Annotated in this window: 24 protein-coding genes, 2 tRNA genes and 1 riboswitch; of the genes, 12 read left to right on the top strand and 14 right to left on the bottom strand. The window is 70.3% G+C overall.

Going from position 1 to position 26,857, the window contains the following annotated elements:
• Positions 1 to 443: 443 nt before the first annotated feature.
• The 7 genes from ACWENQ_RS14725 to ACWENQ_RS14755 all read right to left on the bottom strand — a co-directional run bounded on the left by ACWENQ_RS14725 (position 444) and on the right by ACWENQ_RS14755 (position 10,000).
• Positions 444 to 3,008: a valine--tRNA ligase gene (locus ACWENQ_RS14725; protein ID WP_449919700.1), complete on the bottom strand. Its 2,565-nt coding sequence runs from the start codon at positions 3,006 to 3,008 to the stop codon at positions 444 to 446.
• 117 nt (positions 3,009 to 3,125) lie between these two features.
• Entirely contained in the window at positions 3,126 to 4,409 is a 1,284-nt protein-coding gene (gene clpX / locus ACWENQ_RS14730) for an ATP-dependent Clp protease ATP-binding subunit ClpX (protein WP_354914831.1), read from the bottom strand.
• 174 nt (positions 4,410 to 4,583) lie between these two features.
• Positions 4,584 to 5,207, bottom strand: coding sequence for an ATP-dependent Clp protease proteolytic subunit (locus tag ACWENQ_RS14735; RefSeq protein ID WP_449919697.1), 624 nt, complete (start codon positions 5,205 to 5,207; stop codon positions 4,584 to 4,586).
• Between the two features lie 11 nt (positions 5,208 to 5,218).
• Complete coding sequence (locus tag ACWENQ_RS14740; RefSeq protein ID WP_449919694.1) at positions 5,219 to 5,851, bottom strand: ClpP family protease; 633 nt, start codon at positions 5,849 to 5,851, stop codon at positions 5,219 to 5,221.
• Positions 5,852 to 5,963: 112 nt separating this feature from the next.
• Complete coding sequence (locus tag ACWENQ_RS14745) at positions 5,964 to 7,502, bottom strand: Na+/H+ antiporter (RefSeq protein ID WP_449919692.1); 1,539 nt, start codon at positions 7,500 to 7,502, stop codon at positions 5,964 to 5,966.
• A gap of 102 nt (positions 7,503 to 7,604) precedes the next feature.
• Positions 7,605 to 8,969: a trigger factor gene (gene tig / locus ACWENQ_RS14750; RefSeq protein WP_354914839.1), complete on the bottom strand. Its 1,365-nt coding sequence runs from the start codon at positions 8,967 to 8,969 to the stop codon at positions 7,605 to 7,607.
• Between the two features lie 164 nt (positions 8,970 to 9,133).
• Positions 9,134 to 10,000 (bottom strand): helix-turn-helix domain-containing protein, encoded by an 867-nt coding sequence (locus ACWENQ_RS14755; protein ID WP_449919689.1) that lies wholly within the window; start codon positions 9,998 to 10,000, stop codon positions 9,134 to 9,136.
• A gap of 226 nt (positions 10,001 to 10,226) precedes the next feature.
• Between ACWENQ_RS14755 and ACWENQ_RS14760 the strand changes: the two genes are divergently transcribed.
• Entirely contained in the window at positions 10,227 to 10,706 is a 480-nt protein-coding gene (locus ACWENQ_RS14760; protein ID WP_354914843.1) for an ATP-binding protein, read from the top strand.
• Between the two features lie 195 nt (positions 10,707 to 10,901).
• Here ACWENQ_RS14760 and ACWENQ_RS14765 read toward each other — a convergent pair whose 3' ends face one another.
• On the bottom strand, positions 10,902 to 11,762 hold the full coding sequence (locus ACWENQ_RS14765; protein WP_452414536.1) for a class I SAM-dependent methyltransferase: 861 nt from the start codon (positions 11,760 to 11,762) through the stop codon (positions 10,902 to 10,904).
• A gap of 158 nt (positions 11,763 to 11,920) precedes the next feature.
• A tRNA-Pro gene (locus ACWENQ_RS14770) sits at positions 11,921 to 11,994 on the bottom strand.
• Between the two features lie 89 nt (positions 11,995 to 12,083).
• Between ACWENQ_RS14770 and ACWENQ_RS14775 the strand changes: the two genes are divergently transcribed.
• Positions 12,084 to 12,154 (top strand) — tRNA-Gly (locus ACWENQ_RS14775).
• Positions 12,155 to 12,202: 48 nt separating this feature from the next.
• Positions 12,203 to 12,430, top strand: a complete 228-nt coding sequence (locus ACWENQ_RS14780; RefSeq protein WP_452414537.1) for a hypothetical protein — start codon at positions 12,203 to 12,205, stop codon at positions 12,428 to 12,430.
• 85 nt (positions 12,431 to 12,515) lie between these two features.
• Here the strand turns inward: ACWENQ_RS14780 and ACWENQ_RS14785 are convergent, their stop codons facing one another.
• Positions 12,516 to 12,815, bottom strand: a complete 300-nt coding sequence (locus ACWENQ_RS14785) for a hypothetical protein (protein ID WP_452414538.1) — start codon at positions 12,813 to 12,815, stop codon at positions 12,516 to 12,518.
• Between the two features lie 28 nt (positions 12,816 to 12,843).
• Here ACWENQ_RS14785 and ACWENQ_RS14790 point away from each other — a divergent pair, with 28 nt between their 5' ends.
• From ACWENQ_RS14790 to ACWENQ_RS14805, 4 genes are all read left to right on the top strand, one after another.
• Entirely contained in the window at positions 12,844 to 13,086 is a 243-nt protein-coding gene (locus tag ACWENQ_RS14790; RefSeq protein WP_452414540.1) for a hypothetical protein, read from the top strand.
• Between the two features lie 254 nt (positions 13,087 to 13,340).
• The gene (locus ACWENQ_RS14795; protein ID WP_452414541.1) at positions 13,341 to 14,075 is read left to right on the top strand and encodes a class I SAM-dependent methyltransferase; all 735 of its coding nucleotides are present in this window, start codon (positions 13,341 to 13,343) and stop codon (positions 14,073 to 14,075) included.
• Positions 14,076 to 14,199: 124 nt separating this feature from the next.
• Positions 14,200 to 14,820 (top strand): NADPH-dependent F420 reductase, encoded by a 621-nt coding sequence (locus ACWENQ_RS14800; protein WP_452414543.1) that lies wholly within the window; start codon positions 14,200 to 14,202, stop codon positions 14,818 to 14,820.
• A 1-nt stretch (position 14,821) separates the two neighbouring features.
• Entirely contained in the window at positions 14,822 to 15,439 is a 618-nt protein-coding gene (locus ACWENQ_RS14805) for a uridine kinase (protein ID WP_452414544.1), read from the top strand.
• A gap of 111 nt (positions 15,440 to 15,550) precedes the next feature.
• Here ACWENQ_RS14805 and ACWENQ_RS14810 read toward each other — a convergent pair whose 3' ends face one another.
• Both ACWENQ_RS14810 and ACWENQ_RS14815 read right to left on the bottom strand, forming a co-directional pair.
• Entirely contained in the window at positions 15,551 to 17,689 is a 2,139-nt protein-coding gene (locus ACWENQ_RS14810; RefSeq protein ID WP_452414546.1) for a protein kinase domain-containing protein, read from the bottom strand.
• Positions 17,690 to 17,900: 211 nt separating this feature from the next.
• Positions 17,901 to 19,754, bottom strand: a complete 1,854-nt coding sequence (locus tag ACWENQ_RS14815; RefSeq protein WP_452414548.1) for a trypsin-like peptidase domain-containing protein — start codon at positions 19,752 to 19,754, stop codon at positions 17,901 to 17,903.
• Positions 19,755 to 19,844: 90 nt separating this feature from the next.
• On the opposite strand from ACWENQ_RS14815, the gene ACWENQ_RS14820 reads away from it, so the two are divergent.
• From ACWENQ_RS14820 to ACWENQ_RS14830, 3 genes are all read left to right on the top strand, one after another.
• The gene (locus tag ACWENQ_RS14820) at positions 19,845 to 20,714 is read left to right on the top strand and encodes an LLM class flavin-dependent oxidoreductase (protein ID WP_449919668.1); all 870 of its coding nucleotides are present in this window, start codon (positions 19,845 to 19,847) and stop codon (positions 20,712 to 20,714) included.
• A gap of 18 nt (positions 20,715 to 20,732) precedes the next feature.
• A complete protein-coding gene (locus ACWENQ_RS14825; RefSeq protein ID WP_452414549.1) occupies positions 20,733 to 22,046 on the top strand; it encodes a TrpB-like pyridoxal phosphate-dependent enzyme in 1,314 nt (437 codons plus the stop codon).
• A gap of 96 nt (positions 22,047 to 22,142) precedes the next feature.
• Positions 22,143 to 23,441 (top strand): dihydrolipoyl dehydrogenase family protein, encoded by a 1,299-nt coding sequence (locus ACWENQ_RS14830; protein WP_452414550.1) that lies wholly within the window; start codon positions 22,143 to 22,145, stop codon positions 23,439 to 23,441.
• On the opposite strand, the gene ACWENQ_RS14835 is transcribed toward ACWENQ_RS14830, so the two are convergent.
• Positions 23,368 to 24,444, bottom strand: coding sequence for an AI-2E family transporter (locus ACWENQ_RS14835; RefSeq protein WP_452414552.1), 1,077 nt, complete (start codon positions 24,442 to 24,444; stop codon positions 23,368 to 23,370). The two genes, ACWENQ_RS14830 and ACWENQ_RS14835, sit on opposite strands and share 74 nt — an antisense overlap.
• A 158-nt stretch (positions 24,445 to 24,602) precedes the next feature.
• A complete protein-coding gene (locus ACWENQ_RS14840; RefSeq protein WP_376773285.1) occupies positions 24,603 to 24,680 on the bottom strand; it encodes a 50S ribosomal protein bL37 in 78 nt (25 codons plus the stop codon).
• Positions 24,681 to 24,814: 134 nt separating this feature from the next.
• Between ACWENQ_RS14840 and ACWENQ_RS14845 the strand changes: the two genes are divergently transcribed.
• Positions 24,815 to 25,594 carry a DeoR/GlpR family DNA-binding transcription regulator gene (locus ACWENQ_RS14845; protein ID WP_354914866.1) on the top strand — a complete coding sequence of 260 codons (780 nt, stop codon included), beginning with the start codon at positions 24,815 to 24,817 and terminating at the stop codon, positions 25,592 to 25,594.
• Positions 25,591 to 26,652: a galactose-1-phosphate uridylyltransferase gene (gene galT / locus ACWENQ_RS14850; protein ID WP_452414554.1), complete on the top strand. Its 1,062-nt coding sequence runs from the start codon at positions 25,591 to 25,593 to the stop codon at positions 26,650 to 26,652. The genes ACWENQ_RS14845 and galT overlap by 4 nt, the downstream gene beginning before the upstream one ends.
• A 66-nt stretch (positions 26,653 to 26,718) precedes the next feature.
• Positions 26,719 to 26,855: riboswitch (cyclic di-AMP (ydaO/yuaA leader) on the top strand.
• Positions 26,856 to 26,857: the final 2 nt, after the last annotated feature.

A 26,857-nucleotide genomic window follows, 5' to 3' on the forward strand; every position in this document is an offset into this window, starting at 1 on the left:
TTAACACACTGTTGAGTTCTCAAGAAACGGACGCGTTCACCGTCAACCACCCGGCCGCACTCGCTTCGTTCGTTGTGTCTTAATTTTACCGTTTCGTCCGACTTGCTGTCAAACCGGGCGAACCAGCTACAATCTCGACCACCCCGCTTCCGGGGCAACCCTCTGAACCTACTCCATCATTCGGTCCTTGTCCAATCGCGTGGACGCCGCCCGAAGATCGAATGTGTTTCAGAGGGAGTGACGGGAGCCTAGCAGTCCTTGCGTGACCTTCGTTTCCGAAGATCCGTAGGCCGCGTTGCCCCGCCTTGAAAACTGTAGCAGCCAGCCAGAGGTCCGGCGTCCACCTTCGGTAACGAATCAGTTTTCCCCTGGTTCGCGTTGGCCAAACATGCCGGAGGGCCCGGAGCCGCGCACGGCTCCGGGCCCTCCACTGTCCACGCCGATCAGCCGGCGGGCAGGGTCGCCAGCTGCGCCTCGAGCCTGCTGATGTCAGCGGCGGACGCCTCCGCCCTGGCCCGCACCTTGGCCACCACGTCCTCCGGCGCCTTGGCCATGAACTGCTCATTGCCCAGCTTCGCCGCCACCTGCGCGGCCTCCTTGCGCGCCGCGGCCAGGTCCTTCTCCAGCCGCTTGCGCTCAGCCGCCACGTCGATGGCGCCCGCGGTGTCGATGGCGACGGTGACCTCGCCGACGACGAACGAGGCGGTCGGCATGAACGACTCGCCCGGCTCCTGCAGCTTGAGCAGGGACCGGATGGCGCTCTCGTGCGCGGCGACAGCCGTACCCTCCAGCGTGAGACTGGCCGCGACCTTCTGGCCCGGCTTGAGGCCCTGGTCGGAGCGGAAGCGGCGCACCTCGGTCACCAGCTCCTGCAGGGCGAGGATCTGCGCCTCGGCCGCCGGGTCCGCGTAGCGGTCGTCGGCCACCGGCCACGGTGCGACGACCACCGACTCGCCGCCGGTGACCGCGCGCCAGAGCTCCTCGGTCACGAACGGCACGAACGGGTGCAGCAGCCTCAGCAGCGCGTCGAACACATGCCCGAGCACGATGCGGGTCTGGTCGAGCCCCTCGGCGAGCTGGACCTTGGCCAGCTCCAGGTACCAGTCGCAGACCTCGTCCCACGCGAAGTGGTAGAGCAGGTCGGCGACCTTGGCGAACTCGAACTCCTCGAACGCCTCGTCGACCTGGCGGACGACGGTCTGCAGCCGCGACAGGATCCACCGGTCGGCCGACGTCAGCGCGGTGGGCAGCTCGCCGGTGGTCGCGCCGTTCATGAGCGCGAAGCGCGTGGCGTTCCAGATCTTGTTGCAGAAGTTGCGTGAACCGGCCGCCCACTCCTCGCTGACCGCCACGTCGGAGCCGGGGTTGGCGCCGCGCAGCAGGGTGAAACGGGTGGCGTCGGCGCCGTAGCGGTCGATCCAGTCGAGCGGGTCGACCACGTTGCCGAAGGACTTCGACATCTTCTTGCCGAACTGGTCGCGGACCATGCCGTGGAGGGCGACGGTGCGGAAGGGCGGCTGGCCGTCCATCGCGTACAGGCCCAGCATCATCATCCGCGCCACCCAGAAGAACAGGATGTCGTATCCCGTCACCAGCACGGTCGTCGGGTAGAAGCGGGCCAGCTCGGGCGTCTGCGCCGGCCAGCCGAGCGTCGAGAACGGCCACAGCCCAGAGGAGAACCAGGTGTCGAGCACATCCGGGTCCTGGACATAACCCGCGGGCGGGTCCTCGTCCGGCCCGACGCACACCACCTCGCCGGCCGGGCCGTACCAGACCGGGATCCGGTGGCCCCACCACAGCTGGCGCGAGATGCACCAGTCGTGCATGTCGTCGACCCAGTCGAAGTAGCGCTTGGCCAGCTCCGGCGGGTGGATGCGGGTGCGCCCGTCACGGACGGCGTCGCCGGCGGCCTTGGCGAGCGGGGCGACGTTGACGAACCACTGCAGCGACAGCCGCGGCTCCACCACGGTCTTGCAGCGCGAGCAGTGGCCGACGGCGTGAAGGTAGGGCCGCTTCTCGGCGACGATCAGGCCCTGCTGGCGCAGCGCCGCGACCACGGCCGGTCGCGCCTCGAACCTGTCGAGGCCGAGGAACGGGCCATGGGCGGTGATCACGCCGCGCTCGTCCATGACGGTCAGCGACGGCAGCGAGTGGCGGCGGCCGATCTCGAAGTCGTTGGGGTCGTGCGCCGGCGTCACCTTGACGCAGCCGGTGCCGAAGGCGGGGTCGACGTGCTCGTCGGCGACGATCGGGATCCTGCGCCCGGTCAGCGGCAGCTCCACCTCGGTGCCGACCAGGTGCGCGTAGCGCTCGTCCGACGGGTGGACGGCCACGGCCGTGTCACCGAGCATCGTCTCGGGCCGGGTGGTGGCGACCACGATCTCGTCGGAGTAGCGGATCGAGACGAGCTCGCCCTCGTCCTCGCTGTGCTCGACCTCGATGTCGGACAGCGCGGTCAGGCAGCGCGGGCACCAGTTGGTGATGCGCTCGGCGCGGTAGATCAGCTTGTCGTCGAAGAGCCGCTTGAAGATGGTCTGGACGGCGCGCGACAGCCCGGTGTCCATGGTGAAGCGCTCGCGCGACCAGTCGACGCCGTCGCCCAGGCGCTTCATCTGACCGAGGATCTTGCCGCCCGACTCGTCCTTCCACTGCCAGACGCGCTCGACGAACGCTTCACGGCCGAGGTCGTGCCGGGACAGCCCCTCCTTGCCGAGCTCGCGCTCGACGACGTTCTGCGTCGCGATGCCGGCGTGGTCCATGCCGGGCAGCCACAGCGTCTCCATGCCGCGCATGCGGGCGCGGCGGGTGAGCGCGTCCTGGACGGAGTGGTCGAGCGCATGGCCGATGTGGAGCACACCCGTCACGTTGGGCGGAGGCAGCACGATCGAGTACGGCTCGCGCCCGCTGCCCGGGTCCGCGCCGAAGTAACCGCCTGCTACCCAGCGCTCGTAGCTCTGGGTCTCGACGTCGGCGGGCGTGTACTGGGTAGGCAGCTCTGGCGTTGTCACGCGGTCAAGTTTAGAGACCTCGGGCGACTTCCGTGGAATCGTCACCCCCGGGACGCGCCGAGGCCCCCGGAGCACGCTTGTGCTCCGGGGGCCTCGCCGTACTAGGACGGCCTGTGGTCAGGCCGACTTCTCGCGCGGGGTCCGCTGCTGCTTGGCGGCCAGCTGGTCGCGCGGGACCAGCGTCGGGATGGCGTGCTCCAGCACCGACTCCCGGGTGATGACCACGCGCGCCACGTCCTGCCTGGAGGGCACCTCGTACATCACCGACAGGAGCACCTCCTCGAGGATGGCGCGCAGGCCGCGGGCACCGGTGCCGCGCAGGATCGCCTGGTCGGCGATCGCCTCGAGGGCGTCGTCGGTGAACTCGAGCTCGACCCCGTCGATCTCGAACAGCTTGCGGTACTGCTTGACCAGGGCGTTGCGCGGCTCGGTGAGGATCTGGATGAGCGCCTCGCGGTCGAGGTTGTGCACCGAGGTGATGACCGGGAGCCGGCCGACGAACTCGGGGATCATCCCGAACTTCAGCAGGTCCTCCGGCATCACGTCGCCGAAGATGTCGGCGGAGTCGATCTCTTCCTTCGACCGGATGATGGCGTTGAAGCCGATGCCCTTCTTGCCGACCCGGGACTCGATGATCTTCTCGAGGCCGGCGAACGCGCCGCCGCAGATGAACAGCACGTTGGTGGTGTCGATCTGGATGAACTCCTGGTGCGGGTGCTTGCGCCCGCCCTGCGGCGGCACCGAGGCCGTCGTGCCCTCCAGGATCTTCAGCAGCGCCTGCTGCACGCCCTCACCCGAGACGTCGCGGGTGATGGACGGGTTCTCGCTCTTGCGGGCGATCTTGTCGACCTCGTCGATGTAGATGATGCCCGTCTCGGCCTTCTTGACGTCGTAGTCGGCGGCCTGGATGAGCTTGAGGAGGATGTTCTCGACGTCTTCGCCGACGTATCCCGCCTCGGTGAGCGCCGTGGCGTCCGCGATGGCGAACGGCACGTTGAGCATCTTGGCCAACGTCTGCGCCAGCAGCGTCTTGCCGGATCCCGTCGGACCGAGCAGCAGGATGTTGGACTTGGCCAGCTCGAGGCCGTCGTCCCTGCCGCGGTCGCCTGACTGCACCCGCTTGTAGTGGTTGTAGACCGCCACCGAGAGCGCCTTCTTGGCCTTGTCCTGGCCGATGACGTAGGCGTCGAGGAACTCGTAGATCTCTCTCGGCTTCGGCAGATTGTCCCACTTGAGTTCGGAGGACTCAGACAGCTCCTCCTCGATGATCTCGTTGCAGAGATCGATGCACTCATCGCAGATGTAGACGCCGGGACCGGCGATGAGCTTCTTGACTTGCTTCTGGCTCTTCCCGCAGAAAGAGCACTTCAGCAGGTCTCCACCGTCGCCGATGCGTGCCACCCCAGAAACTCCTTTGCGTGGGACCGCCCTGCTCCCGCGATCCGATCCTTCGGACCCGGTCCGAACCGCTCAGGTTTCGACGTTACCGTCTTCTGGGCCCTCAGTGAGCCCCCTGGCGGCGAGTCGCACCGGAACGTGCCCAATTGGGCAGCGCTCCGGTGCGTCGCGTCTCGATCAGGAAGCGACGGCCTGAGCTCGCTTCTTCCTGGCCGGAATGATGTCGTCGATCAGACCATACGCCTTGGCCTCATCGGCGTTGAGAATTTTGTCGCGCTCGATGTCCTTACGAACTTCGGCCGGAGCCTTGCCCGAGTGCTTGGCGATGATCTCCTCAAGGAGCGCTCGCATCCGCAGGATCTCACGGGCCTGGATCTCGATGTCACTACCCTGGCCGCCGCCCTCGGTGGAGGGCTGGTGGATCAGCACCCTGGCGTTGGGCAGCGCGAAGCGCTTGCCCGGGGTGCCGCCGGCCAGCAGCACGGCAGCCGCGGAGGCGGCCTGGCCGAGGCAGACGGTCTGGATCTCCGGCCGGACGAACTGCATCGTGTCGTAGATCGCCGTCATGGCCGTGAAGGACCCGCCGGGCGAGTTGATGTAGATGCTGATGTCACGGTCGGGGTCGAGCGACTCGAGCGTCAGCAACTGAGCCATGACGTCGTTGGCTGACGCGTCGTCGATCTGCACTCCGAGGAAGATGATGCGGTCCTCGAAGAGCTTGTTGTACGGGTTCATCTCCTTCACGCCGTACGACGTGCGCTCGACGAAGGAGGGGAGAACGTAGCGGCTCTCGATGTTCACTTCAGCTCCCCCTAGGAAACGGTGCCCTGCGAGGACACCTGGCGCGCGCTGCGGACCACGTGGTCGATGAAGCCGTAGTCCTTGGCCTCGTCGGCGGTGAACCAGCGGTCGCGGTCGGAATCGGCCTCGATCTGTTCCAGCGACTGGCCGGTGTGGAAGGCGATCCGCTCGGCCAGCGTCTTCTTCACGTAGAGCATCTGCTCAGCCTGGATGGCGATGTCGGCGGCGGTGCCGCCGATGCCGCCCGAGGGCTGGTGCATCATGATGCGGGCGTGCGGCAACGCGTAACGCTTGCCAGGGGCGCCGGCGCAGAGCAGGAACTGCCCCATGGAAGCCGCCAGGCCCATCGCAACCGTGGCCACGTCGTTCGGCACGTATTCCATCATGTCGTAAATCGCCATGCCGGCGGTGACGGAACCACCAGGCGAGTTGATGTAGAGGTAGATGTCGCGGTCGGGATCGTCGGCCGCGAGAAGCAGCAGCTCGGCGCAGATGCGGTTGGCGATCTCGTCGTTGACGTCCGTGCCGAGCACGATGATGCGCTCACGCAGCAGGCGCTGGTACAGCTGGTCCTCAAGCCGGAAGGACGAGCCGTTCTCACGGCCTCGCGACTCGGGCTGATAGAAGGTCGGCGGGCTGGTCACAGCGTCACCTTCCGATGCGTCGTAATCGATGGGCTTTGCTTGTGACCTTAACGCGCACGGCCCACAGGTCATGCCCGGTCCACCGACTGTTCGCTGTCGGCGCAGGTCGGCGTCAGTGCCCGCCTGAAGCGCGTCTGCGCTCCTCGAGGTCCAGTTCGTGCAGCAGCTTGCGCTGGGTCGCGACGCTGATCCGGCCCTTGCGGTACAGCTCGTTGAGCTTGTCCCGCTGGGCTTTGACCAGCTCCTTCCTGAGCTTGCCCATCTCGGGCCTGCCCTCGTCCTCACCGAGCACCGAGCGCACGGTGTCCAGGCGCAGCTCGAACAGCTGCCGGTAGACGTCGGCGGTGCGGTCGTCGATGCGGTCGTCGGCGGCCAGCTCGTCGATGCGGGCGAGCGCGGCCTCCAGCGTGGCCGCGCGGGCGACGGCCTCCTCCTTGATCTCGGCTTCGCTCTCCCCCAGTCCGAGTCTGCGCAGCAGCCACGGCAGTGTCGCCGCCTGGCCCACAAGTGTGGCCAGGACGACACAGGCGGCCAGGAACAGCAGTATCTGCCTGTTGGGCACGTCGAACGGGATGGACAGCGCGATGGCCAGCGTGATCGCTCCGCGCATGCCGGCCCAGCCCATCGCGACGCGCTGCCGTACGTCGATGGTCTCGAAGCGCTTGAAGCGCAGCAGCGGCACGACCACGAGCGTCCAGAACATCCGCAGCAGCACGACGACCGCGATGACCGCCACGACGGTGACCAGCAGACGCGACCACGACTGCCCGGGCATGGCGCCGAACACGTCGGTGATCTCCAGGCCCAGCAGCACGAACAGCGTCGACTCCAGCAGGTAGACCAGGACCTCCCAGAAGGCCTGCCCGGTCAGCCGGGAGGCGGGTTGCAGCAGGCCCTGCCCGGTGGTGCCGAGCCGGAAGCCCACCACGATCGTGGCGAGCACGCCCGACAGGCCGAGCTCCACGGCGGGCAGGTAGGCCACGAACGGCGTGACGAGCGACAGCACGATCTGCGCGCCGGGCTCCTTGACCAGCGGCCGCAGCCAGCCGACGAGTCCGGCGACCGCGATGCCCCAGAGAATGCCGCCGGCGACGACCTTGACCAGCTCGATCAGGGTGTCGGCGGCGGTGACCGGATGGTCGAGCGCGGCGAGGGCGAGCCCGAACATGGTCAGGGCGACCCCGTCGTTGACCAGGCTCTCCCCCTCCAGGATGGTGACCAGCCGACGGGGCGCGCCGACCCGCTTCAGCACCGCGGTCGCGGCCACGGGATCGGTGGGCGCGACCGCGGCGCCGAGCGCCAGCGCCGCCGCCCACGGCAGCCCCGGTACGGCCCAGCCGGTCACGGCCGCCACAACGAGCGCCGTCGCGCAGGTCAGCGTGAAGGCCATGATGGCGATGGGGCCGGCGTCCGCCCGCGTCTCCCGCGGCGCGGTGAGGAAGGCGGCGTGGAAGACCAGCGGCGGCAGGAAGAGGTTGAGCACGATCTCGGGGTCGACGCGCACGTCGTCGACCCCGGGCAGCAGGCTGATCAGCAGGCCGAAGGCGACCAGCAGGATCGCCTCCGGCACGAGCAGGCGGCGGGCCAGGACGCGGCCCGCCACGAGGGCCACGGCGACCGCCAGCGCGAGGAAGAACAGCTCGTCCCCCATGACTCCCCCGTCGATCGGCCTCTCGTGAGTGCCTGCCCCGAAAACGGCGAAACCCCCGCCCTGCGGGAGCAGGAACGGGGGTTTCGGCAGAACGCGGAGTGCTTACTCCTGGTCGGCGGGCGCCTCTTCGGTGACCTCTTCGCCGTTGATCTCGGTGTAGATGGCCTTGAGGTCGACCTCGTTGCCGGCCTCGTCGACGACCTTGGCGGCGTCGCCGACGACGGTCTTGGCCTTGTCGCGGACGATCTCGACCATCGCCAGCGTGAGCTGGTCGTTGTCGGACAGGTGCTGGGCCAGCGTGTTGGGCGCGACGCCCATCTGCATGGCGCGGCGGACCACGAAGTTGGTCAGCTCCTGCTCGTTGACGCCCAGCTCCTCGGACTTGACGATCTTGTCGAGGACGAAACCGCTCTTGATGGCCTTGGCCGACTGGGTCTCGAACTCGGCGAAGCGCTCCTCCTCCGTCGTCTGGTAGAGACGGAAGAAGGCGTCGCGGCTCAGGCCGCTCTCGGCGATCTGGTGGTCGAGGTTGTGCTTGCGGGCGTCGAGCTCGGCCTTGAGCGCGCTGTCGGGGATCGGGATGTCGATCTTCTCCAGCAGGGCGTCGAGGGCCTTCTCGCGGGACTGGACGACCTGGTCGACCAGCTTGTTGCGGCGGGCCTGCTCGCGGATGCTGTCCTTCAGCTCCTCGAGGGTGTCGAACTCGCTGGCCAGCTGGGCGAACTCGTCGTCGAGCTCGGGAAGGACCTTCTCCTTGACCGACTTGATGTTGATGATCACATCAGCCTCGTCGCCGGCGTTCTCGCCGCCGACGAGCTCGGTGCGGAAGGTCTTCTCCTCGCCGGCCGACATGCCCTCGAGCGCGTCGTCGAGGCCCTGCAGGACCGAGCCCGCGCCGACCTCGTAGGACACCTCGTTGGCCTGCTGCTCCTCGAGGTTGACGCCGTCGATCTCGGCGCGCAGGTCCATCACGACGAAGTCGCCCTTGACGGCGGGACGCTCGACGCCGGTCAGCGTGGCGAAGCGCTGGCGCAGCGCGTCGAGCTGGCCGTTGATGTCCTCGTCGGTGACCTCGGCGGCCGGGACGGTCACCTCGATGCCGGCGAAGTCGGGCACCTCGAAGCTGGGCCTGATGTCGACCTCGGCGGTGAACTCGATCTGCTCGCCGTCCTCGATCTTGGTGACCTCGATGTCAGGCTGGCTGACAGGGAACAGGTCGACCTCGTCGACGGCCTGACCATACAGCTTCGGCACCGCGTCGTTGAGGGTCTCCTCCAGCACCACCGCGCGGCCGAAGCGCTGCTCGATGATGCGGGCCGGGACCTTGCCGGGGCGGAAACCGGGGACGCGCACCTGCTGCGCGACCTTCTTGTACGCCGCCTGCATGCTCGGGCCAAGCTCGTCGAACGGCACTTCGACGGTGAGCTTCACCCGAGTCGGGCTGAGCTCCTCGACAGCGGTCTTCACGGGGTGGTCTCCTTGATCAAGCTTGAGTGTCCGCGGGCGCGTCCAGATCTGCGGCTCACGCGCCGCGCCCACATGATCGGTGTCGGGCATGCTCGCACCGGCGAATGTCCAACGCCGCACGCCAGTCTAGGGCAGATGTGCACCGAAGCACGACGAAGCGCGGCTCAGATCTCGTCCTTGATCTTGTTCAGCAGTTCGACGGTCTCGTCTGGTGTCGTGCTGACCGCGCACAAGCGTTCCATGACCTCGGTGTAGCGGTCGACGTCCTCGCGCTTGTCGAGGTAGAGGGCGCTGGCCAGCTGCTCGACGTAGACGACGTCGGGCAGGTCGTGGTCGGGGAAGCGCAGGATGCTGAACGCGCCGCCCTCGGCGCTGTGGCCGCCGAAGTCGAACGGCATGACCTGGATGGTGATGTTGGGCTGGCGCATCTGCTCGATCAGGTGCTCGAGCTGGGCCTTCATCACGTCGGCACCGCCGATGGGGCGGCGCAGGGCGGCCTCGTCGATCACTGCCCAGAAGACGGGGCCGCCGGGCCGGTCGAGGACGCGCTGGCGCTCGAGGCGCAGGTCGACCCGGCGGGCGATCTCCTCGCCGCCGACACCCGCCGAACCGGCGGTGATGACCGCCCTGGCGTACTCCTTGGTCTGCAGCAGGCCGGGGACGAACTGGACCTCGTACGTCCTGATGCGGGCCGCGGCCTCCTCGAGGCCGACGTAGGCCTGGAACCACGAGGGCAGCAGGTCGTTGAACCTGTGCCACCAGCCCGGCTCGTTCGCGGTGGCCACCAGGTCGAGCACGGCCCTGCGGGCGCTCTCCTCCGCCACGCCGTACAGGGTGAGCAGGTCGGCGACGTCGCGCTCCTTGAACCCGACGCGCCCGAGCTCCATGCGGCTGATCTTGGACTCGGAGCCCCTGATGAGGTGACCGGCCTCTTCCCTCGTGACGCCCCGCGACTCACGCAACCGGCGAAGTTGGGAGCCCAGGAGGATGCGCAGAGCCGTTGGCCCCGACCCCGGCGGGTGCTGCGTCACAATGCCTCCCTCTTCGGTCCGCACACAGTGTCACTAGTTCCAGCTTCCATGACAAGGTCTCAGCCGTGTGTCCCCCATGCCAGTAATCACAATGCTGTTGCACATTGCAGCTGCACGTGCATTTGGGTCTTGCAGCGTGGCTTGTCGTGACCCATGATGGCCTAGTGCATATCGGGGGCAATCACTGACATATGCACTAATTCGGGATTAGTGGAGGTACGGCGGGATGGTGGAGGACCCTCTGGCCGCTGCCACCTGCCTGCAGATCACGCGTGAAGTCGGCTTCGAGCGCCTGCTCCACGACGACTTCCCGGACACCACCTCCTGGCCCCTCCCCTTCAAGGCCGACTCCGTCCGTACGGCCAGGGACGTCACCCGCTCGACCCTCAACGACTGGGGGCTGTCCGAGCTCGGCGACGACGCCGCCCTGGTGGTCTCCGAGCTGGTCACCAACGCGGTCAGGTACGCCAGGGGCAACCGCCACATCACGCTGCTGCTGATGCGCGCCGCGCCGCACGTCCTGCTGGCGGTCGCCGACCCCAGCGACGAAGTGCCCATGCCGAAGGAACCCGACTTCATCTCCGAGAACGGGCGCGGCCTCTACATCGTCGAGACCTACAGCGAGCAGTGGGGCTGGGACTGCCTCGACGGCGGCGGCAAGGCCGTCTGGGCGCTGTTCCACACCGAGGCCGACTCGCCGTCCTGAGTCGTCTTCCCGGCTCGTCTTTTCCTGCTGGTCCTTCCGGTCCGTCTTCCTGACCGGCTCGCCGCCGTCGTGGCATCCCTGTACACGCGACCGCGGCCATTCACGAACCCGCCACGCCGTCGGAGCGCCGTCCATCCGTCCGTCCTGCCGCCCTGGCGGCGGACCGGCGTGAACCCGGCTGCTCCCGGGACGACGTCAGGCCTGACGGGCGCGGACGAACCAGACGTCCTGGATGGGGGCCCGCAACCGCTCCGGCAACGGCGGCAGCCATTCGCAGCGCCCGTCGGCGATGTCGCGGTGCAGCGCCGCCTGCGCCAGCCAGCCGTAGGGAGCCAGCCACTCCACCGGATCGCGGAACGAGCCGACGAACGGCGAGCCGCGCTCGCTCATCTGCCGCAGGAACTCCTGCCGGGCGGGATCGGTGAGGAACCGGTCGTGCGGCCCGTCGAAGGTGAACCACGAGCCCGGCGCCGACAGCGCGCTCATGGTCTCGGCCAGTGCCCGCCCCTGCGGCTTGGTGAGGTAGTAGAACAGCCCCTCCGCGATCCAGTGCACCGGCCGCCCGGGTTCGAAGCCGGCGGCGAGCAGCGCGGCCGTCCAGCTGTCTTCGCGCAGGTCCGCCTCCACGACCTCCACCCGGCATCTGGCGGTGAACCCGGCCGCGCCGAGCAGCTCCGCCTTGCCGGCGAGCTGGCCGGGCAGGTCGACCTCGAAGTAGCTGAAGCCCTCGTCGAGCGGCAGCCGGTAGGCGCGGGAGTCGGTGCCCGAGCCCAGGCACACCGCCTGCCGTACGCCTGACTCGAGCAGCGTCGCGTCGCCGAGCCGCCCCCTGATCGGCACCACCTCTGACGGCAGCCCCTTGCTGCGAATCTCGTCGTAGCTCGCCTCGGACTCCGAGGTGACGAAGGCGGCGGCGCACGGATCGTCCACATAGGCGTCGGCCTGGGCCCGCTCCCTGGACCGGATCACGGCCATCCAGTCACTGGTGAGCATCACCGACCCGGCCCGCACCTCGTCGTCCATCGACATGCTCACCCCCGGCACGCGACTCCCCACTCAGGGTCATCATGCCTGATGGTGTTCCGCCATACCACCGGAGGGGTCTCGCGGCGCCGAGGACGGCCGCCACGACGCACATGAGCGCCTGCCCGCCCGCCGGACACGCACGAGGCCACTCCCTATCTCGTGGAGTGGCCTCGTGGCAGGCACGGCAGTCGGGGCGACAGGATTTGAACCTGCGACTTCCTGCTCCCAAAGCAGGCGCGCTACCAAGCTGCGCCACGCCCCGCGACGTCAGTTACGCATGCGCTCCGGGACTCCGGTACGCTTACGCCCTGACGACCGGATGAAGTCTAGACCAGACTTCGACCGGCTCGCGCGGACGTAGCTCAATGGTAGAGCCCTAGTCTTCCAAACTAGCTACGCGGGTTCGATTCCCGTCGTCCGCTCAGACAGGCGAAAGGCCAGGTCACCCGGCAAGGGAGACCTGGCCTTTCGTGATCTTCAGACGCTTTTTCCGATCTTCTGCCCGTTGCCTTCTTTCTGTATTCCTCTTCGCTGCCGTGGATGCCTGGTTCCTCTTCGCTGCCGTGGATGCCTGGTTCCTCTTCGCTGCCGTGGATGCCTGGTTCCTCTTCGCTGCCCCTGAATGCCCGGCCGAGCGCCTGCGCGACGGCCTGGTCCTGGTCTCTGGTGGCGTGCCGGTAGATCAGAGCAGCACTTGAGGCGGCGTGCGCTCCTGCGCTGGCTTGGTGGCCCCCGCTGCTCCGCGGCCGTCGCGCGCCGGTCCGGCTGTGACGTGTCGTCAGGTCAGACGGATCCGCACAGCCTGTTGAGCTCCGCGACGTCTGTGTTGATATCCGCGATCACCTGGTTGGGATCGCCGCCGGTCATGCCGGTCAGGCGGAAGTTCAGTTCCTGGAATTCGGCGGCCAACCGACTGATCTTCGCCCCCACCACTCCCTGCGCGTCGAGGACCGCGCCCATCAGGTCGTGGCGCGTCTGCTGAGCCGCGGCTGCCTGGCTGCTGCGGATGGTCCCGGCGTTCCGGCGGTATGCGGTCAGCGCCGCCGCCGCCTCGTCGCAGCCGCCGGGCCGCACCGCTGCCACCGGTGCCGAGGAATCCGGGACCTCTCGCGTGGAGCTCGGCGGTGTCGGCTCGGGCGGCGTGCTGGACTCAGGCGGCGTGCTCGACTCGGGCGGCGTGCTCGACTCAGGCGGCGTGCTGGACTCAGGCGGCGTGCTGGGCTCAGGCGATGGACTCGGGGTCGGCGGTGCGGGCGGGGTGGTCACCGGATCTGGTGACGACGACTGCAGGGCCGGGGTGGGGGCCACCGCGTCGGACGGGGGCTGCGGAGGTGGGGTCGGCGGCACCAGGTAGGCGATCAGCGCGACCACGGCGGCGGCCGCGCCCGCCAGAGCGCCCAGTGCCGACCAGTTCAGGCGCAACCCTGCTCCTCCGCCCGCCGTCGGCGGCCGCGCTGATCCGTTCTCCGTCATGCCCTCATCGTGGCCGAGCCGCCCATCTCGGTCCAGAACGCCTCCGGCTCATCTTCTTGAACAGAACTCGCCGACAAAGGCGCGGGCGGTGAAGCGTCTTCGGCTGCCAGGAGAACGGGCGAATACGATCTCCGTATGCACGACGCCGAGTTCAACGACCCCCGGCTGGTGGCGGTCTACGACGCCATGTACACCTGGGGTCGCGACGACGACTTCTTCCTCGCCGTGGTCGGCGAGACTCCCGCTGCCCGGGTGCTGGATCTGGGATGTGGGACCGGGCGGCTGGCGCTGGGCATGGCGGCGGCCGGCCATACGGTCACCGGCGTCGATCCGGCCCGCGCGTCGCTGGAGGCGGCCCGCGCCAAGCCCGGCGCCGAGCGGGTCACCTGGATCGAGGGCACCGCCGACGTGCTTCCCGAGCGCGCGTTCGACGTCGCGGTCATGACCAGTCATGTGGCGCAGGTCTTCGTCGACGACGAGGAGTGGAAGCGCGTCCTCGCCGCGCTCGAACGGTCGCTGGTGCCAGGTGGCCGGCTGGTGTTCGACTCGCGGGATCCCCGCAATCTCGCCTGGGAACGGTGGAACCCGACCGACTCGCGCCAGCTGGTGCGCCTGCCGGACGGTGCCGAGGCCGAGACCTGGGTGGAGGTGACCGACGTCCAGGACGGCAGGGTCAGCTTCACCTACCACTACGCCTTCTCGAACGGGGAGACGCTGCTCAGCACTTCGACGCTGCGCTTCCGTACCGAGGAGGAACTGCGCGCCTCCCTGGCGGAGGCCGGATTCCGGGTGGAGCGGATTCACGGCGGGTGGCACCGGCAGCCGGTCGGGGAAGGGGACGGAGAGTTCCTCGTCATCGCGCGGACCTGAGGGCGGACCTCAGAGCGGACCTCAGAGCGGATCTGAGAGCGGATCTGAGAGCGGATCTGAGAGCGGGCCCGACGACGGAATAGGGCGAGGGCGGCGCCGTGTTGCCGCGTCCATGGTTACGTCCATGGTTATCGGACTCATCGGCAGCGGATCCATCGGCGGCACGCTGGCCAGGCTGGCCGTCGCGGCAGGCCACGAAGTGGTCCTCAGCAACTCGCGCGGCCCCGAGACCCTCGCCGACCTCGTCGAGGAGCTGGGGCCACGGGCGCGGGCCGGCACGGCGGAGGAGGCGGCGCGTGCGGGTGACGTGGTCGTGGTGACGATCCCGTTCGGCAGCTATCGCGAGGTGCCGCCCATCGACACCATCGTGATCGACACCAACAACTACTATCCGGCCAGGGACGGCCACGTCGCCGAGCTCGACTTCGGCGAGACGACGAGCAGCGAGCTGCTGGCCGCGCACCTGAAGGACGCCAGGGTGGTGAAGGCGTTCAACAGCATCTACTACCGCGACCTGGCCACGCAGGGCCTGCCTGAGGGCACGCCGGGCAGGCGCGCGCTGCCGATCGCGGGTGACGACGAGGCGGCCAAGCGGGTGGTGGCCGAGCTGACGGACGCGTTCGGGTTCGACGTGGTCGACGCCGGGCCGCTGTCGGAGGGCCGCAGGTTCGAGCCGGACACGCCGCCCTACAACCGGCGGCTCACCCGGGACGAGCTGCGGCAGGCCCTGGGCAGGGACCGCTAGCGTGCGGCCGATCTCTCCCGCGTCGCTGGTCGAGGAACTGGCCGAGCGCGTAGCACGGCACCCGCGCGGCGCGTGGGTACGGGTGCTGGTCGACGGCGCGCCGCCGGCGCGGCCCGATCTGCTGGCCGACGACCTGGTCGAGCCGCTGCGGGTGCGCGGGCGCGCGGTGCGGCGGGTGTCGGCCGGCGACTTCCTGCGTGCGGCCTCCCTGCGCCTGGAGTACGGCAGGACCGACCCCGACGCCTTCTACGACGACTGGCTGGACGAGGGCGGCCTGCGCAGGGAGGTGCTCGACCCGCTCTCCCCCGGCGGCACCGGCCGGATCATCCCGTCGCTGTGGAACAGCGTGACCGACCGCGCCACCCGCGCGCCGTACGAGACGCTGCCGGAGGGCGGGGTGCTGCTGCTGGACGGCACGCTGCTGCTCGGGCGGGGCCTGCCGGCCGAGCTGACCGTGCACCTGTGGCTGTCGCGGGCGGCCCTGACCCGGCGCACCGAACCCGGAGACGCCTGGCGGCTGCCGGCCTACGAGCGTTACGAGCGCGAGGTGGCCCCCGCGGAGTCGGCCGACGTGGCGGTCAAGACCGACGATCCACGCCACCCCGTGCTGCTCAGGTGAGCCGACCCCGGCCGCCCGTGCCGTTCAGGCGCGCCGATCACCGCCGTCCCGTGCTGCAGCCCCGGCCGCCCGTCCTGCCCAGGTGAGCCGATCCCCGTCGTCCCCTGGCGCTCAGGTGAGCCGCCACACCCGTAGCGTGTCGTCGCCTCCGGCGCTGACCACGACCGTCCTTCCGCCGACGACGGCCGTCGCGAGGCCGAAGACGTTGTGGTCGTGGTCCTTGAACGGCCTGCCCGCGTCCTTGCCGGTCGCCAGGTCGTGCACCCTGGCGGAGCCGTCGTTGCCGCCCGAGACGACCAGCGTCCGGCCCGCCACCTCGGCCACGGCGATCGAGTAGACCCATCCCGAGTGCCCCCGGTACGGCAGGCGCCGCTCGCCGCCCGCCGGCTCGTCCACCCACACCTCCTGGTCTCCGCCGCCTGACAGCACGACCGGCCCGCCGTCGAGCGTGGCGGTCGCGATCGCCGAGACGTATCCCGAGTGGGTGGTCACGTTCGCCCCCTCGCCGCCGTCGAGGCTCCAACGTTTGACCTCGCCGTCCTGTCCCCCGGTGTAGAAGGTGCCGTCGTCGGTCGCGGCGAGGGAGAAGACGGCACCGTCATGGGCGCCGCGTCGCGTCTGGCCGACCTGCTTGCGGGTGGCCAGGTCCCACACGCGTACGTTGCCGTCGCCGCCTCCGGTGATCACCACGGTGCGGTCTCCGTGGCGTGCCACCGCCAGGGAGAACACCGGCTCGTTCTGGTCGATGGGCTTGCCGAGCGGTCCGCGACGGGCCAGGTCCCAGACCCTGACGGTGCCGTCGTCGCCGCCGGAGACGGCGATCGGCGTGCCGTCCAGGTCGGTGACGGCGACCTCGCGCACCCCGTTGGTGTGGCCGGTGAACGTGGCCATGAGTTTGCGCCCGGTCAGGTCCCACAGCCGGACGGTGCGGTCCTGGGAGCCGGAGACCGCGACCGGCCTGCCGTCCACGGTGGTGGTGGCGACGGTCTCCACGTCGTCGGTGTGGCCGCGTAGGGTGCCGAGCGCCGTGCCGACCGTCTTTCCGGACCACGGCGACAGGGCCGGAGCCGGGGTCGGCGGGGTGGGTGACGAGGTCCGGGCGGAGGTCGGCGGGGTGTGGGTGGCCGGCGCGGGGGCGCCGGTGGAGGCCAGAGGGCCGACGGTGGGGCGGGGCGTGCCGGTGCCCAGCCATGCGGGCACGACGACCGCCGCTCCGGTGACGAGGGCCGCGCAGGCGGCGGCGACCACGCCGTAGGCGACCTTCCTCCTGGTCCTGCCCGGAACCGTGTCCAGCGCACGTCCCTGGAGAGCGCGGGAACCCGGAGCGGGCCCGGTCACCCCGGGCGCGGGCGTCGCGGGTCCGCCGTCAGCCCCGGGCGGGGCGGGCACGGGTCCGAACGGCACAGCTCCGGCGGACACGGGACCGACGGGCGCCGGACCGGTCGGTACAGATCCCGCAGGCACAGGACCGGCAGACACATGGCCGAAAGACGCAACCCCCGCAGGCACAGGACCAACGGGCGCCGGACCGGTCGGCACAGACCCCGCAGGCACAGGACTGGGCGAGGGTCCGGTGGACATGGGCCCCGCAGGCGGCGGGCCGGCGGAAGTGGGACCGGCGGGTGCGGGGCGGTGGGCGATGAGGGACAGCATCGCCTGGGAGGCGGTGGGGCGCGCAGCGGGATCCTTGGCCAGGCACTGCGCCAGCAACCGCCGCAGGTCGGCGGGGATGGCCGACAGGTCAGGCTCGGCCGTCAGGATGCGGTGCAGCACGGCGGGAATGCTGTCGTGGCCGAAGGCGGGCCGTCCGGTGGCGGCGAACACCATGGTCGCCGCCCAGCTGAAGACGTCCGAGGCGGCGCCCACCCGCTGCCCGCCGACCTGCTCGGGCGACATGTAGGTGGGCGTGCCGACGACGCCGCTGGTCGTGGTGCCCACGGTGTCGAGCGCCCTGGAGATGCCGAAGTCGATGACTCGCGGGCCGTCCGGTCCGAGCAGCACGTTGGCCGGTTTGAAGTCGCGGTGGACGATGCCCGCCTGGTGGATGGCGGCCAGCGCGGTCGCGGTGCCGACCGCGATCCGGTGCAGCGCCGCGCCGGAGCGGGGGCCTTCCCGTTCGACGCTCTTCTGCAAGGAGACGCCGTCGATGTACTCGCTCACCACGTAGAGGGAGCCGTCGCTCTCGCCCGCGTCGAGGACCCGCGCGGTGCAGAACTCGGCCACCTGCCTGGCCAGCTCGATCTCGCGCAAAGCGGGCCCGCACGTCGGGGCGGTCGGCGTGGCGGGCGTGCAGCAGTTTGACCGCGATCCGCGCCCCGTCGGGTCCTTCGGCGAGGTAGACCGCGCCCTGGCCTCCCTCGCCCAGCCGGTCGAGCAGCCTGTACGGCCCGAGCCGTACGGGATCTCCTGGCTTGAGCATCGTGCCCCTGTCCGTCTGTCGTGCGGGCCTTCCGGGCGAACATCATGCCAAGGCGGCGGCGACGGCGCGTGCGACGGCCGGGTCCGACAGGTATTCCTCCACGTCGTGGGCGCGTTGGAGGGGGTTGTCGACCGCGCGTTCGTCGACCTGTCCCTTCCAGTCGTCGTCCAGGGGGCAGCCGATGCACACCGGGTCGGACGGGCACCAGACGTTGAGCCACGCGCCGATCTTCGGCGGGCGCGCTGGCCCGCCCGCCAGGAGGTGGCGGTGCACGGCGTCGAGGCCCAGCGGGCTGCCCGCGGTCACCAGCAGCGGCACTTCCACGCCTGGCGGCAGCGAGGCCATGAGGTCCATCGCCACAACGCTGCCGAGGCCATGCGCCACCATGACGAGGGCGCCGGAGCGCGGCAGGGTGCGCATGACGGCGTCGAGCACGCGGTGCCGTACCGGGGGGTCGTCGAGGTAGGCGGCGACGTCGCGGAAGACGCGCGCGATGAGGAGCCGGTCGAGGTTGGTGGCGGAGGCGAGCCAGGACAGCGCGCCGTCCAGGCCGGTGAGCAGCCCTTCGCGCCGCGAGTCGGACGGCATGCCCGCCATCATGGCCGCCTCGCCGACGAGTTGCTCGTACAGCAGCCGCGCGGTCGGCGAGGTGGGCGCCGCGCACCCGGCGGAGGGCTCGGGGCCGGCCGGGACGAGCCGGTCGGCGTAGGAGGGCAGCCACACGTCGCCAGGGTCGAGGGTGGGCAGGTCGGCGAGGGTGAGTCCCTTGTTCAGCCCGGCCGTCCACTGCCTGCGCAGCGCCACGGGGCCGGCGTGGTCGCGATGCTCACCGGGACCGCCGGGCAGGAACAGAAGGCGCCTGCCGCCGCCGAAGGCGGTGGGGCGGGCGGCGAGAGCGGTGGCGGGCGCCCTGAGGGGTTGGACGGCGGGCGGCCGGGCGACCGGTACGGCAGGCGTCCCGAGCCCCGCGGCGGGCCCCATCTCGGCGAGCAGGGCCCGCACCCCCGCGGTGACCTCGCGCCCCGCCAGGTGGGCGAGGATGACACTCACCCGCACCCCCGAGCCCCGCACCCCGGAGCCCCGCAGCCCGGAGCCCGGCACCCCCGAGCCCCGCACCTCCGCATCCGTCTCCGCGCCCGGGCTCGGTGGGTCGTCGGCCGGACCGTGGTGCAGCGCGACGACCTCCCACTGGTCGTTGAACACCGGCGAGCCCGAGCCACCGGGCCCGCCGGTGGTGTAGAGCAGCCGTTGCGCGGTCTGCTCCCGCAGCCGGCTGTGCCGGACGGAGATCTCCGTCGCCCGGCCCGGCGGATGGCCGGGCGGATGGCCGGCCATGTTCACCGGCTCCCCTGCGACGATCTTCCCCTGCCGGGCGACGAGCGGGTTCCAGCCGAGGAGCGCGCCCGCCTCGCTGCCGTCGGCGGCGGCCTTCACCAGGACGAGCGTGTAGCCGAGCCGCTCGTCGGTGAGGAAGCAGCCGTCCGGGTCGAACCTGAACCTGACGGGTGTCCCTGGCCGGTCGCCGGCGCCTTCCTCGCCGAAGAACTCCGCGACCGCGCCGCCCGCCGCGGCGGACGAGGGCAGGACATGGCCGGTGGTGAGCAGCAGTCTGGGCGAGACCATGAACCCCGTGCCCAGCGGCGTTTCCCTTCCCGGCGGGCCGGCCGAGATCCGGGCCACGGCGGCGACGGCCCGCGCTCCCCTGGACAGGAAGCCCGCGGGCGGGTGGTCGGCGGCGGCGGCGATGATGCGCTCGTACAGCGGCGCGCCTTTGGCCACGCCTTCGCCGACGAGTCTCTCGATGGTCGCGACGGGCACCTGTCCCGTGGCCACGAGACGTTCCGCCCTGGCCGCGAGCTGGTCGACGTCGTCCCTGATGCGGGCGATGGGGTTCATGCGCCCACGGTGCGCCGGTGCGGTGGCCTCCGCATGAGTAGGTCCATACTCAGCCGGAATCTCCCGGGCCGGCCCGCGGTTTGCGGGGACATGAGCGACTACGGACGACCTCTCCAGTTCGGCTACTTCCTCGTGCCCGACGCCGGCGACCCGGTGATCGAGCACGCCAGGCTCGCCGACCGGCTGGGCCTCGACCTGATCGGCGTCCAGGACCACCCGTACCAGCGCAGGTATCTCGACACCTGGACGCTGCTCAGCGTGATCGCCGCCGTGACCGAGCGGGTGACCGTCTTCCCCGACGTGGCGAACCTGCCGCTGCGGCAGCCGGCCGTGCTGGCCAAGTCGGCCGCCAGCCTCGACCTGCTCAGCGGGGGGCGGGTGGAGCTCGGGCTGGGGGCGGGCGGTTTCTGGGACGCCATCGAGGCGTACGGCGGGCCGCGCCGTACCAAGGGGGCGGCGATCGACGCGCTCGGCGAGGCGATCTCGGTGATCAGGCAGATCTGGAGCGGCGAGCGCAACCGGCGCTTCGAGGGCGAGCACTACCGTCTGCGCGGCGCGCAGGCCGGACCCTCGCCTGCGCACGGGATCGGCATCTGGCTGGGCGTGGGCGGGCCGAAGGGGCTCGCGCTGGCGGGCCGGGCGGCCGACGGCTGGCTGCCGTCCTCGCCGTGGGCGCCGCCCGAGCGGCTGCCCGAGCTGCACGCCAGGATCGACGAGGCGGCGGTCGAGGCGGGCAGGAAGCCGTCCGACCTGCGGCGGGTCTACAACATCAACGGCGCCATCGGGCCGGACAGGCCCGCGAGCCAGTGGGTGGCCGAGCTGACCGACCTGTCCGTCGGGTTCGGCATGGACTCGTTCGTGTTCTGGGCGGAGGGCGACCAGGAGCGGCAGCTCCACCTGTTCGCCGAGGAGGTGGTCCCGGAGGTTCGCAGACAGGTAGCACTGGAACGCGAAGCGTGACGGGTCCAGTATGGAGAGATGATCCCCAGTCACTGGTACAACATCGTTCCCGACCTGCCCGCTCCTCCGCCGCCGCCGCTGCATCCCGGCACGATGCGGCCGGTGGGGCCGGAGGATCTGGCGCCGTTGTTCCCGATGGACCTGATCGCCCAGGAAGTGAGCACCGACAGGTTCGTCGAGATCCCGCAGGAGGTGCTCGACGTCTACCGCCTGTGGCGGCCGACACCGCTGATGCGGGCCCACCGCCTGGAGGAGGCGCTCGGCACGCCCGCCCGCATCTACTACAAGTACGAGGGCGTCTCGCCCGCCGGCTCGCACAAGCCCAACACCGCGGTGCCGCAGGCCTACTACAACGCCAAGCAGGGCATCCGCCGCCTCACCACCGAGACCGGCGCCGGCCAGTGGGGATCGTCGCTGGCCTTCGCCTGCGCCCAGTTCGGGCTGGAGTGCGAGGTCTGGATGGTGCGTGCCTCCTACGACCAGAAGCCGTACCGCCGCTCGCTGATGCGCGTGTACGGCGCGACCGTCCACGCCAGCCCCTCGCCGCTGACCGGCGCGGGCAGCAAGGTGCTGGCCGACGATCCCGACTCGCCCGGCAGCCTGGGCATCGCGATCAGCGAGGCGGTCGAGGTGGCCGGGGCCGCCGACGACACCCGTTACGCGCTGGGGTCGGTGCTCAACCACGTGCTGCTGCACCAGACCGTGATCGGTGAGGAGGCGCTGAAGCAGCTTCCCGAGATGCCCGACGTCGTCATCGGCTGCACCGGCGGCGGATCCAACTTCGCGGGGCTGATCTTCCCGTTCCTGCGGGAGAAGCTGGCCGGCAACATCTCGCCGGTGTTGCGGGCGGTCGAGCCCGAGGCGTGCCCGTCCTTCACCCGCGGGGTCTACGCCTACGACTTCGGCGACACGGCGGGGTTCACGCCGCTGCTGAAGATGCACACGCTCGGCCACGACTTCGTGCCCGACCCGATCCACGCCGGCGGGCTGCGCTACCACGGCATGTCGCCGCTGCTGTCGCACATGTACGAGCTGGGGCTCTTCGAGGCGGTCGCCGTCTCGCAGACCGACTGCTTCGCGGCCGGGGTGCGGTTCGCCAGGACCGAGGGCATCGTGCCCGCGCCCGAGCCGACGCACGCGCTGGCCGAGACGATCGCCGAGGCGCTGCGCTGCAAGGAGAGCGGGCAGGAGAAGGTCATCCTGACCGCGCTGTGCGGGCACGGCCACTTCGACCTGGCCGCCTACGACCGCTATCTGGCGGGCGAGATGGAGGACTTCGCGCTGCCCGAGGAGCGGATCGCCCGGTCACTGTCGGGCCTGCCCGTTACGTGACCGGCTTCTCCTTGGCGGAGGGGAAGCGCTGAGCGGTGCGGTGAAGCCGGTCCTGGCCATCGCGTCGTCGCCGGGCGAGCGGCGTAACGTGGGTGGATGGATGTCGATGTGATCGTGCTGGGCCTGGGTCCCGGTGGCGAGGACGCGGCGGAGCGGCTGGCCGACGCCGGCCTGGAGGTCGCCGGTGTCGAGGCGAACCTGGTCGGTGGTGAGTGCCCGTACTGGGGCTGCATCCCCTCCAAGATGATGGTCACCGCGGCCAACGAGGTCGCCCAGGGCGGCCTGGCGCCCGACTGGGCCCCGGTCGCCCGCCGCATCCGCGACGAGGCGACCGACGACTGGAACGACAAGGTCGCCGCCGACCGCTTCACCGGCAAGGGCGGCCTGCTGGTCAGGGGCCACGGCCGCATCACCGGGCCGGACGAGGTCACCGTGGGCGAGCAGGTCATCAGGGCGCGGCGGGGCATCGTGATCGCCACCGGGTCGCGGCCGGCCGTCCCTCCGATCAAGGGTCTGGACGGCACGCCGTACTGGACGAACCACGAGGCGATCGAGACGGAGACGGTGCCGGAGTCGCTCGTCGTGCTGGGCGGCGGCGCCATCGGCGCCGAGCTGGCGCAGGCGTTCTCCAGGTTCGGCGCGGAGGTGACGGTGCTGGAGGGCCTGGACCGGCTGCTGTCCATGGAGGAGCCCGAGGCGAGCGCGCTGGTGGAGAAGGTGTTCACCGACGAGGGCATCGGGGTGCGCACGGGGGTGAAGGTCGACGAGGTCGCCTACGCGGACGGCAGGTTCACGCTGGCGGGGGTGACGGCCGAACGGCTGCTGGTCGCCACGGGCCGCAGGGTCGACCTCGCCGCGCTCGGCGTCGGCGCGATCGGGCTGGACGAGAGCGCGCGGGCGATCCCCGTGGACGAGCGGATGCGCGCCGCCGAGCGGGTGTGGGCGCTGGGCGACGTGGTCGGCAAGGGCGCGTTCACGCACATGTCGATGTACCACGCCGACATCATCGTCAGGCAGATCCTGGGCGAGCCGGTGTACGAGGCGGAGTACCACGCGGTGCCGAGGGTGACGTTCACCGACCCCGAGGTGGGCGCCGTCGGGCTGACCGAGGCCCAGGCCCGGCAGCAGGGGCTGGACGTCAGGGTGTCCCTCACGGACCTGGCGGGCTCGACACGCGGCTGGATCGCGCGGGCGGAGGGGTTCGTCAAGCTGGTCGCCGCCGACGGGGTCCTGGTCGGCGCGACGAGCGCCGGTCCGTGCGGCGGCGAGATGCTGTCCATGCTGACGCTGGCCGTGCACGCCAGGATCCCGGTCGAACGGCTCAGCCAGATGATCTACGCGTACCCGACCTTCCATCGGGCGGTGTCGGCCGCTCTTCCCGCGCTTCTCCGCTGACCAGCGGGATCGCCCAGCGGGTGCCGGGGTCGGCGTCGATGACGAGGGCCCTGGCCAGCGCGGTGAGGGGCACGGCGAGGATGGCGCCGAGCGGGCCGAGCACGACCGACCACACCAGCAGCGACAGCAGCGTGAGCGTGGTCGACAGACCCGCCGACTCCCCCGCGTACTTGGGCTGGATCACCGACTGGATGACGAAGTTGACCACGGTGTAGACGACGATCACCCAGACCATCGTGACCCAGCCCGAGTCGAGCAGGGCCAGCAGCGCGGGCGGAAGCAGCCCGAGGAAGAACCCGACGTTGGGGATGTAGTTGGTGATGAAGGACAGCATCCCCCACAGCACGGGCAGCGGTACCCCGAGCAGCCACAGCGCGCCCGCGTCGAGCACCGCCACGATGAAGCCGAAGACGGTGCAGACCACCAGGTAGCGGCAGGTGCTCCTGGCGAAGTCGGTCAGCGCGCGCACGAGGTCGGGTTTGGTGTTCTGCAGCCGGCGGACGGCGGCCTGGATGTGGCCCGCGTCCATGCTCATGCCGTACGCCAGCAGGATGATCACGATGAAGGCGGAGGCGACGTCGAGCAGGCCGCTCAGGAAGCCCTGCACCAGCGGGACGAGCTTGCCGGGATCCAGCGCCTTGACGGCGGCGCTGATCTGCTCGGGGGTGATCCCGAGGCCGGCCAACCACTGCGTGACGGAGGCGGCCAGCTGGTGGTACTCGTCGGCGTACTGGGGAAGCAGGCCGGCCAGCCGTGCGATCGAGACGACCAGGGCACCCACGAACGCCAGCAGCACCAGCAGCACGACCGTCAGCGGCACGGTCACCAGCACCCACGAGGACGCGCCGCGCCGCTTCAGCCAGGCGCGCAGCGGGCTGACGGCGATCGTCAGCGTGAGCGCGAGGAAGGCCGGGGCCATGATCGCGCTCGCGCGCCTGAGCCCGGCAAGGATGACCACCGCGGCCGCGAGGCCGATGAGGATCCGCAGTCCACGCGACATCATGGGTCACACTATCGCGACCGTCGGTGACGAAGGCAGGCAACCGCGCCGGTCAGCGCGTTGTACGGGATCGCCGCGGTCGCTGCCCGTGGCGCCAGAGGGGGGACCGGACATCGGGTACGCGGCGTACGCGGCGTACGCGGTGTACCCGATGTCCTGCCTCAGCGAGCGTTGGGACGCTTGCCGTGGTTGGCCGCCTTCTTCTTGCGGGCCTTGGTCTTGCGGGCGCGCTTCGCCATCGCCTACCTCCTCATGTGATGATCCCAACCTCTCGCGAAGGCGGCGGCCCGGACAAGGCCTTCGCCAGATTCCACTCCCCATGTTTCAACATAGATGTGTCATAATTTGGTGGAATCTGTTGGAAGGAGGGCACATGCTCGCACCACAGCGGCAACAGGCGATCCTGGAGCGCGTCCGTCGCAGCGGCGGAGTCCGGGTGGCCGACCTCGTCCGCGAGCTCGGCGTCTCCGACATGACCATTCGCCGGGACCTGGAGGCGCTCGCCGAGCGGGGCCTGCTCGAGAAGGTGCACGGCGGGGCCACGATCAACGGCCCCGGCTCGACGGAAGAGCCGGGCTTCGCCGCCAAGTCGATGCGTCAGCAGCCGGAGAAGGACGCGATCGCCCGCAGGGCGGCCACGCTCGTCCGCCCCGGCACCGCCGTCGCCCTGTCGGCCGGCACCACCACCTGGACGCTGGCCCACCACCTGGTCGACGTGCCGGACCTCACCGTCATCACCAACTCCATCCCCGTCGCCGACGTCTTCCACCGCAGCCCGCGCGCCGACCGCACGGTGGTGCTCACCGGCGGCGTCCGCACGCCGTCCGACGCCCTGGTCGGCCCGGTCGCCGTCGCGGCCATCAGGCGGCTCCACGTCGACACGCTGTTCCTGGGCGTGCACGGCATGAGCACCAAGGCCGGTTTCACCACCCCCAACCTGCTGGAGTCGGAGACCGACAGGGAACTGGTCGCCTCGGCACATCGCCTGGTGGTCCCGGCCGACCACACCAAGTGGGGCACGGTCGGCATCAGCACGATCGCGGAGCTGTCGGAGGCCGACGTCGTCATCAGCGACGCGGCCCTGCCGGACGAGGCGCGCGCGGAGCTGGCCGAGCGGGCGGGAGAACTGATCATCGCGGAGGACATCAAGTGAAGCGCACCATCGCGCACATGGCCGACGGCCGAGAGTTGATCTACTTCGACCGGCGCGACGACGCCGACCGGAGCGCGATCGACGAGCGCGAGCTGCCGCCCAGGCCCGCGGCCTCCGAACTGCGCTACGACCCGCTCACCGAGGAGTGGGTGGCGATGGCGGGTCACCGGCAGACCCGCACCTTCCTGCCGCCGGCCGACGAGTGCCCGCTGTGCCCGACCAGGCCCGGCAAGCCGACCGAGATCCCGGCCGCCGACTACGACGTCGCCGTCTTCGAGAACCGCTTTCCCAGCTTCTCCACCAACCTGGGCACCTACGCCGCCCCCGGCGGGCTGAGCGAGGTGCGGCCGGGGGTCGGGCGCTGCGAGGTCGTCTGCTTCACCTCCGACCACGACTCCTCCTTCTCGGCGCTGTCCGACGAGCAGGTGGAGCTGGTGATGGAGGCCTGGGCCGACCGCACGGCCGAGCTGTCGGCGATCCCGGGCGTGGAGCAGGTGTTCTGCTTCGAGAACAGGGGCGCCGAGATCGGCATCACGCTGGCGCACCCGCACGGCCAGATCTACGCCTACCCCTACGTCACCCCGCGCACCCGCCTGCACCTGGCGGCCGCGGCCAAGCGGCCGAACCTGTTCGCCGACGTGCTGGCCGCCGAGCGGGCGGGCGAGCGTGTGGTGGCCGCCAACGAGCTGTGGACCGCGTTCGTGCCGGCCGCCGCCCGCTACCCGTTCGAGGTGCACCTCTACCCGCACCGCCAGGTTCCGGACCTGGCGGCGCTCACCCAGGAGGAGCGCGCCGCCTTCGGCCCCGTCTACACCCGCGTGCTGAAGGCGCTCGACGGGCTGTTCGGGGTGGTCATGCCGTACGTGGCCGCCTGGCACCAGGCCCCCGTACGGCACGGCCGCGACCTGGCCTACCTGCACATGGAGCTGTTCAGCATCCGCAGGGCGCCGGAGAAGCTGAAGTACCTGGCGGGCTCGGAGTCGGCGATGGGCGCCTTCGTCAACGACGTTCTGCCCGAGGACGCGGCACGGCTGCTTCGATCACAAGTAGATCACTAATTAATGTCCGCTTGAGGTCGCATTACGGGGGATTTACTACTAATATCCCGATTCGTCGGCTTTCACAGCCGTCACATGCCTAATCCTGGGCGCGTTGCCCGGAGCCGGGGACCCATCGAGAACCTGGGGTGAATCCACGCGTGTGGTAGGGCTTCTCCCGCCCGAACCCGTCAGCTAACCCGGCCGGCAGACGGAGAGGATCGTT

It is taken from the genome of Nonomuraea sp. NPDC004354, from assembly GCF_053602555.1.

Coding starts and splice junctions, on each gene's coding strand:
- ACWENQ_RS14845 (WP_354914866.1), top strand. CDS start 24,815: ATGCTCGCACCACAGCGGCAACAGGCGATCCTGGAGCGCGTCCGTCGC.
- ACWENQ_RS14825 (WP_452414549.1), top strand. CDS start 20,733: ATGATCCCCAGTCACTGGTACAACATCGTTCCCGACCTGCCCGCTCCT.
- ACWENQ_RS14840 (WP_376773285.1), bottom strand. CDS start 24,680: ATGGCGAAGCGCGCCCGCAAGACCAAGGCCCGCAAGAAGAAGGCGGCC.
- ACWENQ_RS14830 (WP_452414550.1), top strand. CDS start 22,143: ATGGATGTCGATGTGATCGTGCTGGGCCTGGGTCCCGGTGGCGAGGAC.
- ACWENQ_RS14835 (WP_452414552.1), bottom strand. CDS start 24,444: ATGATGTCGCGTGGACTGCGGATCCTCATCGGCCTCGCGGCCGCGGTG.
- ACWENQ_RS14795 (WP_452414541.1), top strand. CDS start 13,341: ATGCACGACGCCGAGTTCAACGACCCCCGGCTGGTGGCGGTCTACGAC.
- ACWENQ_RS14760 (WP_354914843.1), top strand. CDS start 10,227: ATGGTGGAGGACCCTCTGGCCGCTGCCACCTGCCTGCAGATCACGCGT.
- ACWENQ_RS14820 (WP_449919668.1), top strand. CDS start 19,845: ATGAGCGACTACGGACGACCTCTCCAGTTCGGCTACTTCCTCGTGCCC.
- ACWENQ_RS14815 (WP_452414548.1), bottom strand. CDS start 19,754: ATGAACCCCATCGCCCGCATCAGGGACGACGTCGACCAGCTCGCGGCC.
- ACWENQ_RS14800 (WP_452414543.1), top strand. CDS start 14,200: ATGGTTATCGGACTCATCGGCAGCGGATCCATCGGCGGCACGCTGGCC.
- ACWENQ_RS14745 (WP_449919692.1), bottom strand. CDS start 7,502: ATGGGGGACGAGCTGTTCTTCCTCGCGCTGGCGGTCGCCGTGGCCCTC.